Raw genomic sequence first — 8,905 nt, forward strand, 5'->3', positions numbered from 1 at the left:
CGATGGGTCATACAGTTTCAGCACCCATCACCGCGGGACCTGTTCTCGCCATGGTGGCGTTGCGGAATGGCTGGCATCTTAAGCCACACGCAATAAGCAGCATGTGCCAGGCTTAAAGGACACTATTTTCTTAAGGAGTGAGCAATGAAAGACTATTATAAAATCGATCTGGAGCTTTTTATGCAAAATAACGTGGACTTGATTCGCGAAATAAAAAGCAAAGCGCCGGTTTATGCGGATGAGTTGGGATTAGAGCTGGTGCAGTATATTAACCGCGAAGTGAAACAAGCCCATCTGGATTATATCGAAAGCCTCGGCGTGCGCGATCCTTATGAATATTACGTCTCGCAACATGAAGAAGATCCTCACCTGGCTGACACGCTAATTGCTCAGCATCGTGCCGCTTTACACCACACCGCTTAACCAACTGATTTGCCACACAAGCCGTGTGGCAAACGGTGCTCTTTAATGCGAGAGAAAGAATATCGCCAGCAGGAAAAATACCCATAATCCGGCAAAGGTCGCAAAGCCGACACGAGGCGTTTTCGTCCGACCGACTACCACACCAATAAAGATGCTCAGCAGCGTTAAGGTGCCAATCATTACCCAGAGAAGATATTGCGCATTTGCCATGAAGGATCCTTATTAATCGGCAATAAAAACAGTGCGCACTCTTATACCATTTTTCACGCTAACTGGCTGCTGTTAAATGTCCGCATCTTTCGTGCTGGCTTGAATTCATTACGCCGTTGGATGACTGCAACGCACGGCTTTTAATTGTTCCAGCTGATTTAACCGTGTCGAGGCATGCTTGTTGGCGCTAGCCTTCGCGATACCGTTGCCGATGCCAAAGTCGCCGATAAAACCAATCACCGTCAGCGCATCAAACTCACCGGTTTTGTCGATCTGCTGCTGCACACTGTGGGATTTCGCAATTTCCTGATCCAGTGCCGCACAATTGTAGGTTTGCGCTTCTTCATCACTGACTTTGGGTGATTGCGGGTATTGCTTCAGGGCGCAGCCGCTGAGCAGCAGGATAGTGGTGAACAGTACAGCAGATTTGAACATCTCAAGACTCTCGTTTGGGCTGGCAGGGTTGGCGTATTGCTGAGAGGAAATGTAGCACGTGAAGCGAGGCGCGATTGGGTGAATAACTGGGCGATTTGCGGGTATTTTGCGCAAAGATTGGGTTAGGATTGCGGGATATGAAATTGATTCGGATAAAAGGATTTCGGACAAATTTCGGGAAACTTGGGTGAAGAGTAAATTATAACCATAAAAATCAATTACATAAAAAAAGACCCAATACGATTCCTGTATCGGGTCCAGGGAAATGGCTCTTTGAGAGCCGTGCGCTAAAAGTTGGCATTTTTGAAGGCGAGTTCGCCTTGCCATTTAAAGGTAGTCCAAGGGTGATTATTTTCCAGCCAACCGTCACGATGCGGTCAGGAAGCTGCCAACTCTGTGATCGTGCTGACACATCGGAAAAGCAAGCGTAGCGGCAAAACTGTGCGCTACGCCCGAATTTTGCAGGGATTACTTACCGCACAGCTGCTGCGCGCGATCAACGATCGGTTGCAGGCTCATTTTCTGGCCAGGATGTGCTTTGTCTTCCGCCACGATGGTATCGATGGATTGCAGTGTGCCCTTGCCGGCATCAGCGCGTGCTTGTGCTTTATCATTCAGCGGATACTGCAACAAGGTGCTCGGATTGATGGCAAACAGCGCGCCGTCTTTCTCACACGTCAGCATCACCTCTTCGCGGGTGAAGGGCCATTTGTCTTTGCCAATCTCAAAGCGGCTGACGGTAATAATCTGTGCGGCCATCGCCTGGCTGCACAGCGCCATCAGAATGCAGGCTGGAATCAATTTCTTCAGCAAAATATCGACCTCATTTTTCATTTATGACAATTCAGGCCGGTGACAGCGTGGCAAACACGCTAACCAATCCGACAACAACAATGGCCAGCAGCAGCTCAAGCTGCGTCAGGCGAATAAACTGCTGCGGCGCGTGGCTGCCCGCGACGCGAAAACCTGGCACCAGAACATAGCGATTGATCAGCGCAATACCCACCATCATCATTACCAGCATCACTTTGACCACCAGCATCGCACTCCACAGGGTGGTGCCCCAATTGAGCGGTGTGCCACCAATCAGCAGGCTGTTGTTCAGCCCGGTAAGCAAAGCCAGTGCGACAGCCAGATGCCCATAACGCGAAAAGCGCATCATGCAGCGAATCGCATCGGTGCGATACGTAATCTGACGGGCTTCACGCATTAGCAATAAGAGAGGCAGTAAGCCGCCGGTCCAAAACGCGGCGGCAATCAAGTGCAGCGCGTGATTGATCTGCTGCAGCAAGCCGGGTAAACCATCGCGCATCGCGGCATGTCCAACGCCAGCCAGCGCCGCCAACTGCAACAGACCACTTATCAGCAAGAGCTGTTGGCGCAGTGTGCCACGCAGCAGCAAGGCCAGCGTGCTCAGCAGTGCGAACCCCAGTTCCCAACACCACACCGCGCCAAAGCGCGTCGCTAAAACCGCCTGCCAGGTTTCCAGGTCACCGACATTGTGCCAGTCACCGCTCATCAAACCGGTTTGCGTGGCGAGCATTAACAGCGCACTGAGCAAACTCAATAGCGCCGTCGTGACTAAAATTTTGTGCAATCGTTGCGCCAGCACCGGGCGATAACGCCGCGGTGCCAGCAGAGCCGTGTAGAACGCACTGCCAGCCAGCAATAGCACCGCAATAAAATGCAGGGCGCGCAGGACAATCCACAACGTGCTCAGGCTCATCGATTACTTCACGCTAAACGCGTAACTTCCCTTGGTTTTGTGACCATCAACGGACAACACATGCCAGTTCACCTGATAGTGACCTGACGGCAGTGGTTTACTGATCGGCACGATCAACTGATCATGCTGCTTGTCGTTGAGTTTGGCTTTTTCCACGGCCATCGGCTGATTCTGCGCATTGAGCACTTCAACACCGCTGAAGGCAGGCTCAACATCTTCTGTGAAGGTCAGCGTCAGATTTTGTGGCGAGCTGTCGATCACCGCTTTATTGGCGGGAACCGGCGTTTTCAGGTGAGCATGTGCCAGTGCAAACTGACTGAAGACCAACGTGGATGACGCCAGCAACATCGCCACAATCGGGTTTAACGCAGTTTTCTTCATCACTTCTTCCCTTTGCCATGCGGCCTCTGCCGCAAACGTGGCAGCAGGATACGCCGCTGGAACAGACGTGTCGAGACTTGCGGTGCGATCCAATTTCCTTGATCCGTAAAGGGGAAACCATTACTTTTGCCCCTGTTTATCAGGAGAAATGCATGAGCCAAAACCTTGCCCTGTTGTCGCAGGAAGAGAAAGACAAAGTCAATGTCGATCTGGCCGCCGCAGGCGTGGCCTTTAAAGAGCGCTACAACATGCCCGTGATCGCGGAAATGGTCGAGCGCGAGCAGCCGGAAGCGCTGCGCGAGTGGTTCCGTCAGCGTTTGATGAGCTATCGCCAGGCATCGCTCAGCCTCTCTCGCCTGCCCTACGAACCCAAACAGAAGTAATTAACCTATGTTACGCGTTATTGATACCGAAACCTGTGGCCTGCAAGGCGGCGTGGTCGAAGTCGCGTCAGTGGATGTGATAGACGGACAGATCGTCAATCCGATGAGCGATTTGATTTGCCCGGACCGCCCTATCAGCCGTCAGGCGATGGCGGTGCATCGCATTACGGAAGCAATGGTCGCCGATAAGCCGACCATTGAAGAAGCGATTGGTCGCTATCATGGCAGCCCCCATTATGTGGCGCACAATGCCAGTTTTGATCGTCGTATGTTGCCGATCATGCCCGGTGAATGGATCTGCACCATGACGCTGGCGCGCCAGCTGTGGCCGGGCATTAAGTACGGAAACCAGGCACTGCGTCACAGCCTGAAGCTTGACGTTACGCCACCTGCTGAACTGCATGCGCACCGTGCGTTATATGACTGCTATGTCACCGCTGCGCTGCTGATCCGCATCATGGAGACCTCCGGCTGGAGCGTCAGTGATATGGTCGGCCGCTGTCAGCCCGCAGAAGTCAGCGGCGATGTGTTCCCGTTTGGTAAATATCGCGGACAAAGCATTGGCAGCATTGCGCGTAAAGATCCCGGCTACTTACGCTGGGTGCTGGAGAATGTGCGCGATTTGCGCCCACCGTTACGGCAGGCGCTGCGCAAGTACGTGAAAGTCGATCAATAATCGACGCGGTCTGGCAAGCTGCCCTGCGCCAGCCCGATCAGGAAAGTAAACTCCTGCGCTACCCCTTCATAGGCTTTAAAACGCCCTGATTTACCACCGTGACCGGAATCCATCTCGGTACACAGCAGCAGCAGTGTATCGTTGGTTTTCAGCTCACGCAGTTTTGCTACCCACTTCGCCGGTTCCCAATACTGCACCTGGGAATCGTGCAATCCTGTCGTCACTAACAGATGCGGGTAGGCTTTCGCTTCGATGTTGTCATACGGGCTGTACTGGCGAATGATGTGGTAAAACTCTTCTTGCTCCGGGTTGCCCCACTCGTCATATTCGCCGGTGGTTAGTGGGATCGACGGGTCCAGCATGGTCGTCACCACATCGACAAACGGCACTTGCGCCACAACACCGTGGAACAGTTCGGGGGCAAGGTTCATCACACCGCCCATCAACAAGCCGCCCGCACTGCCGCCCATCGCATACAGCTGCTGCGGATTGCCGTAGCCTTTCGCCACCAGCGCCTGCGTCACATCAATGAAGTCGGTGAAGCTATTCATCTTATTCTTCAGGCGACCATCGTCATACCACTGCTGCCCCAGTTCGCCACCGCCGCGCACATGGATAATGGCGTAAACAAAACCGCGTTCCAGCAAGCAGATACGACTGGTGCCGAAACTGGCATCCATGCTACTGCCATAGGCACCATAGCCGTAAGCCAGCAGTGGATTACTGCCCGATTTGAAATGCTTACGGTGATAGACCAGCGACACCGGCACTTCAGTGCCATCACGCACCGTGATCCAGTGATGTTCGCTTTTGTAGTCATCTGAGTTGAAGCCCGGCACCGGCGTCTGTTTCAACACGCGGCGGTCGCCCGTCTCCATATTGAGTTCAAACAGCGTGGTTGGCGTAGTCATGGATGAATAGCCATAACGCAGCGTGTCACTTTCCGGCGAAGGATTGTATGCCAGCCAGGTGACGTAAGCCGGATCGTCAAAGGCGATCCCGATGCTTTCTCCACTTTCCCAGTTGATCTGGCGCAGCGTGTTGACGCCGCGCTGGCGCTCTTCCACCACCAGCCAATGGCGGAACAGCTGGAAATCCTCCAGCACCACGTTATCGCGTGCCGGAATCAACGCCTGCCAGCGGTTCTCCGCCAGCCATGCGCTGCGATACAGACCAAAGTTTTTGCCGTCGCGATTCGAGCGAATATAGAACTGGTGATTGTAGTGATCGATGCTGTACTCGTGATCGCGACGACGTGGACAGAATACCTGCGGCTGCGCATCCGGATACTCGGCATCAATCAGCTGGATCTCACTGGTAGTGGTGCTGTACATCGCAATCAGGATGAAGTGCTCGGAGGTAGTTTTGTGCACGCTGAGGTGGAAGCTCTCATCCTGCTCTTCATACACCAGCTGATCGTCTGATTGCGGATGACCTAACTCATGGCGCCACACCTGATAGGCCAGTAACGTTTTCGGATGCTTACGCACGTAGTACAGCGTGCGCGAATCATTGGCCCACGCCACGCTGGAAGAAGCATTGCTCAGCACTTCCGGATACCAACTACCACTCTCTAAGTTACGGAAGCGGATGCCATACTGGCGGCGCGACAGAAAATCTTCCGCCAGCGCCATCACCTGGTTGTCGGGTGAGATCGCCAGTGCGCCCATGGTATAGAAATCACTGTGAGAAGCTCGTTGATTGCCGTCGATCAGCAGTTGCCAGGGTTCATCCGCTGGTGCGTTTACCGACTGACGAAAATAGAGCGGGTATTCGTTGCCGACCTCATAGCGGCTTTGATAGCGATAGCCGTTTTTTACGTAGGGGACGGAGTGGTCCTGCGGTGGAATGCGGTCGACAATCTCTTTTAATACCCGTTCTTGCAAAGGATCTTGCGACGCCATCATCGCTTTACCGTACGCATTCTCGGCGTGCAGATGTGCCAGAATTTCTGGGTTTTCACGCTCGTCATCGCGCAGCCAATAGTAGTTATCGGTGCGCGATTCACCGTGCAGGTTCATGACGTGGGGGATTTTTTTCGCTTGCGGCTGGTTCATTCTGGCTCCTTTCCCTGAAAGACAACATTCAGCAAGCGTGGCACTTATCACGCGGGAAGCCAAGCAGCAGCGCACAGGAAGTGTAACGAAAGGAGCGCTTTTTCATGCGCTCCCTCGTCAAGGGTGGTTAACGCAACAAATTAGCTGGAAAATCAGCGGGCAATTCATTGGCCGCACAGGCGATGACCTCATCATTATCGGCACCGCAATCTCGCACCAGTGTGATGGTGGCAAATTCGTCGATCACTTCAGTGGGATAAGCTGGACCCGCTTCGCGATAACGATTCATTTCGTTGAGATGTTCATTCTGGAAGCAAACCGTCTGCTGCGGGTTGTTCATCACCCAGCGGGGGAAGAAGATCGTACCGTGAAACAATCTGTCTCCCAGATTCGCGATCAAACTGACGTCAGTGCCGGTGGGTTCAGTCCAGGAAACTTTGTAGACCTCTTGCGCGACTCGCACAATATAGGCGCGCTGGTCCTTAACCCAACGATTACCCACCATCCCGCTATGAATACGATAATCAACGGTGCTGGCATTTTTAATATACAGCTCATAGTTCCAGCCATTGTCATAGGTATAGATCAGGTGTTTGCCAACAAATCCAGCCAAATCATTTTTATCGAAGGTGCTCATAATGTGTTCTCCTTTGGTTTGAAGCCAGATTACGCCTTCACTTACCTGATGAATAACGCTATGTTTCGATAAAATTCATTCAAAATTTAGATAATATGCATAAATCAACGTTGGAACAGTGGAGCTTGTTAAATGAGGTGGTGCTGCGCGGCAGTTTCGCCAGCGCGGCCGAGTCGACACATCGCAGCCAGTCTTCGGTAAGCTATAACCTCGCCATGCTGCAAGAACGCCTTGAAGTCACCTTGCTGGAGACCAAAGGAAGGCGCACCGTGCTGACGCCTGCAGGCGAGAAGCTTCTGGCGCAGGTCAGGCCACTGTTGAAAGCTTTCTACGCGCTGGAAAGCACCGCCAGCGCTATGCGCAACGGTGAGCGCAGCCGCATCGAACTGATGGTGGATAGCATCTTGCCGCGCGAGCATTTGTTCAGTGTGCTGAGTGAATTCCAGCGTCTCTATCCAGGTACGCAGGTTAACGTCACCGAGGTGTTGGAAACGCAGATACCGGATAACAGCCAGGCGGATGTAATGGTATTGAGCCAGCGCCAGCCCGGGACAGGCCGGGGCGAATGGATGATGAATGTGGATTTCGTGGCTGTTGCGCACCACCAGCATGCGTTACATCACTTGAATGGTGCGGTTAGTGCTGAGCAGTTAGCGGAATATCCGCTGATCCGCATTGCCGATCATCAGCATTTTAGCGTACTGCAGGAGCACCATCAGGGAGAGATCTGGGCTTGTTCCACCATCGAGGCCGCAATTGAGGCAGTAATGCATCAGGTTGGTTATGGTTGGTTACCGGAGACCCGTATTCAGTCCGCCCTGGCGGCAGGAACATTGAAGATGCTGCCGCTGCAGCAGGGCGTTCGTCGCGTAACAGCGCTGCATTTACTGATCAATAACGAGATAATTGTTATTGATGCACAGTTGCAAACACTGCTCGATCTGATGCGCAATAAAGACTGGATATGATCCAGGCATCAGCATCATTACGCCGCTTTCTCCGCCTGAATATCGCGCTGAATGCCGTCGCGCACATCCTGTGGGATCTTCAGGGCATCACCCAGTGCAGAGAGATAGCTGCGCTCCATAAAGTGATCCACATCGATGGCGGCACAGCTGAGGAAGTACAGTTCCAGCGCCTCTTCTTCGTTTTTCACATCTGCCGCCAGCCACTGTGGATCGAGTGGACGGTTCATCGCCTGCTGGATCAGCGTTTCCGCCTGTGAACCATAACCCGCCTGATGGATATTCTGCTCAATAGCGGCACGTTCGCGATCGTCAATATGACCATCGCTTTTGGCAGCGAACACTAACGCCGTCACCAAACGTTCAGCGCGCTGATCCACAGGTGTCTGCAACTGACCAAATTCCGGCTCATCCTGGTGCGTTTCACGCACACGCTGTTTGTATTTGTTCCATAGCACGGCGCCCGCTGCCGCACCGCCGCCGACCAGCAAGGCTTTGCCGCCATATTTGGTCAACAGGCTTCGTGTAGACTTGCTAGCCACCAGCAATCCCGCTAACCCACCCAGCGCGCCGGGTGCCAGCATATCGCTCAAACCACCGGCTTTGCCGTCGCTGCCCTTCTTCGCCAGCACCGACTGGATTTGCTGCAACCAATTGCTCATCGTTTAACTCCTGTTTAAGTTTCCGCGTTCCATGCTGCCGTAGCGAGTGTCAGGTAACGTCAGAGCGGGAAAAGTATGGCAAACCTGATGAAGGCGAATGCGTGAGTACGCAAACGTTTTCGTATATACTGCGCGCGCATTTTGACTGCTAAGGTGAAATTATGACGACTCTCGGAACCGCGCTGCGCCCTGCCGCAACGCGTGTGATGCTGTTAGGTTCAGGCGAATTGGGCAAAGAAGTGGCGCTGGAGTGTCAGCGTCTGGGTGTGGAAGTGATTGCCGTGGATCGTTATGCCGATGCCCCTGCGATGCACGCTGTACACCGTAGCCATGTGATCAATATGCTGGAC

At 53.3% G+C, this 8,905-nt stretch carries 14 protein-coding genes; 6 read left to right on the forward strand and 8 right to left on the reverse strand.

The window, feature by feature from the left end:
- On the forward strand, positions 1-82 hold an 82-nt coding region (locus tag H7A81_RS23070), incomplete at its 5' end, for a DUF3761 domain-containing protein (RefSeq protein WP_182058833.1).
- Positions 83-144: 62 nt separating this feature from the next.
- Complete coding sequence (locus H7A81_RS23075; RefSeq protein WP_182058829.1) at positions 145-423, forward strand: hypothetical protein; 279 nt, start codon at positions 145-147, stop codon at positions 421-423.
- Positions 424-465: 42 nt separating this feature from the next.
- On the opposite strand, the gene H7A81_RS23080 is transcribed toward H7A81_RS23075, so the two are convergent.
- The 5 genes from H7A81_RS23080 to copC form a co-directional block, all read right to left on the reverse strand.
- Positions 466-633: a hypothetical protein gene (locus H7A81_RS23080; RefSeq protein ID WP_166932300.1), complete on the reverse strand. Its 168-nt coding sequence runs from the start codon at positions 631-633 to the stop codon at positions 466-468.
- A gap of 108 nt (positions 634-741) precedes the next feature.
- Positions 742-1,068 (reverse strand): hypothetical protein, encoded by a 327-nt coding sequence (locus H7A81_RS23085; protein ID WP_182058830.1) that lies wholly within the window; start codon positions 1,066-1,068, stop codon positions 742-744.
- 468 nt (positions 1,069-1,536) lie between these two features.
- The gene (locus H7A81_RS23090) at positions 1,537-1,884 is read right to left on the reverse strand and encodes a YebY family protein (protein WP_034828876.1); all 348 of its coding nucleotides are present in this window, start codon (positions 1,882-1,884) and stop codon (positions 1,537-1,539) included.
- Positions 1,885-1,912: 28 nt separating this feature from the next.
- Positions 1,913-2,794 carry a copper homeostasis membrane protein CopD gene (gene copD, locus H7A81_RS23095; RefSeq protein WP_166932296.1) on the reverse strand — a complete coding sequence of 294 codons (882 nt, stop codon included), beginning with the start codon at positions 2,792-2,794 and terminating at the stop codon, positions 1,913-1,915.
- 3 nt (positions 2,795-2,797) lie between these two features.
- The gene (gene copC / locus H7A81_RS23100; RefSeq protein ID WP_166932294.1) at positions 2,798-3,175 is read right to left on the reverse strand and encodes a copper homeostasis periplasmic binding protein CopC; all 378 of its coding nucleotides are present in this window, start codon (positions 3,173-3,175) and stop codon (positions 2,798-2,800) included.
- 152 nt (positions 3,176-3,327) lie between these two features.
- On the opposite strand from copC, the gene H7A81_RS23105 reads away from it, so the two are divergent.
- Together H7A81_RS23105 and exoX are read left to right on the forward strand one after the other, a co-directional pair.
- The gene (locus H7A81_RS23105) at positions 3,328-3,558 is read left to right on the forward strand and encodes a DNA polymerase III subunit theta (RefSeq protein ID WP_034828680.1); all 231 of its coding nucleotides are present in this window, start codon (positions 3,328-3,330) and stop codon (positions 3,556-3,558) included.
- A 7-nt stretch (positions 3,559-3,565) separates the two neighbouring features.
- A complete protein-coding gene (gene exoX / locus H7A81_RS23110; RefSeq protein WP_038646533.1) occupies positions 3,566-4,234 on the forward strand; it encodes an exodeoxyribonuclease X in 669 nt (222 codons plus the stop codon).
- On the opposite strand, the gene H7A81_RS23115 is transcribed toward exoX, so the two are convergent.
- Together H7A81_RS23115 and H7A81_RS23120 are read right to left on the reverse strand one after the other, a co-directional pair.
- Positions 4,228-6,291 (reverse strand): prolyl oligopeptidase family serine peptidase, encoded by a 2,064-nt coding sequence (locus H7A81_RS23115; protein ID WP_182058831.1) that lies wholly within the window; start codon positions 6,289-6,291, stop codon positions 4,228-4,230. The two genes, exoX and H7A81_RS23115, sit on opposite strands and share 7 nt — an antisense overlap.
- Before the next feature lie 127 nt (positions 6,292-6,418).
- Positions 6,419-6,931: a phenolic acid decarboxylase gene (locus H7A81_RS23120; protein WP_182058834.1), complete on the reverse strand. Its 513-nt coding sequence runs from the start codon at positions 6,929-6,931 to the stop codon at positions 6,419-6,421.
- A 92-nt stretch (positions 6,932-7,023) separates the two neighbouring features.
- On the opposite strand from H7A81_RS23120, the gene H7A81_RS23125 reads away from it, so the two are divergent.
- The gene (locus H7A81_RS23125; RefSeq protein ID WP_182058832.1) at positions 7,024-7,896 is read left to right on the forward strand and encodes a LysR family transcriptional regulator; all 873 of its coding nucleotides are present in this window, start codon (positions 7,024-7,026) and stop codon (positions 7,894-7,896) included.
- A 17-nt stretch (positions 7,897-7,913) separates the two neighbouring features.
- On the opposite strand, the gene H7A81_RS23130 is transcribed toward H7A81_RS23125, so the two are convergent.
- A complete protein-coding gene (locus H7A81_RS23130) occupies positions 7,914-8,555 on the reverse strand; it encodes a tellurite resistance TerB family protein (RefSeq protein WP_166932288.1) in 642 nt (213 codons plus the stop codon).
- A 161-nt stretch (positions 8,556-8,716) separates the two neighbouring features.
- Here H7A81_RS23130 and H7A81_RS23135 point away from each other — a divergent pair.
- The coding region (locus H7A81_RS23135) for an NAD(P)-dependent oxidoreductase (RefSeq protein ID WP_370529979.1) at positions 8,717-8,905 on the forward strand (189 nt) is incomplete at its 3' end.

The sequence above is a fragment of the Pantoea sp. ME81 genome (genome assembly GCF_903970985.1).
GTDB classification, from domain to species: domain Bacteria; phylum Pseudomonadota; class Gammaproteobacteria; order Enterobacterales; family Enterobacteriaceae; genus Pantoea; species Pantoea communis.